At 55.2% G+C, this 384-nt stretch carries 1 rRNA gene; it reads left to right on the top strand.

The features are described 5' to 3' along the window. Positions 1-165 precede the first annotated feature (165 nt). Positions 166-281: ribosomal RNA gene (rrf, locus tag IEI94_RS19510) — 5S ribosomal RNA — on the top strand. The last annotated feature ends 103 nt before the right edge of the window (positions 282-384 follow it).

Raw genomic sequence — 384 nt, 5'->3', positions numbered from 1 at the left:
AGCTGGTTGATAGGCACGGTGTGGAAGCACAGCAATGTGTTGAGCTAACGTGTACTAATGGCCCGTGAGGCTTGACCATATAACCCCAAGGGGTCTGTAGATTACGCGACAATTAACGGATGCGTTGAGACGTATCGCGGGTTGGCATGATTCCACTGTTTTTCGCCTGACGACCATAGCGTGCGGGAACCACCTGATCCCTTGCCGAACTCAGCAGTGAAACCGCTCAGCGCCGATGGTAGTGTGGGGTCTCCCCATGTGAGAGTAGGTCATCGTCAGGCACTTATACCGAAAAAACCCCGAGCACTCAGTGTTCGGGGTTTTTTCATGGTCATGGGGAGACCCGCTTTCTACTTTGTGGGGCCGCTTCGCGGGCCGGCCCCT

Source organism: Halomonas sp. ML-15 (genome assembly GCF_014779595.1).
Lineage (GTDB): Bacteria > Pseudomonadota > Gammaproteobacteria > Pseudomonadales > Halomonadaceae > Franzmannia.
This window is presented reverse-complemented; position numbering and strand designations above follow the sequence as displayed.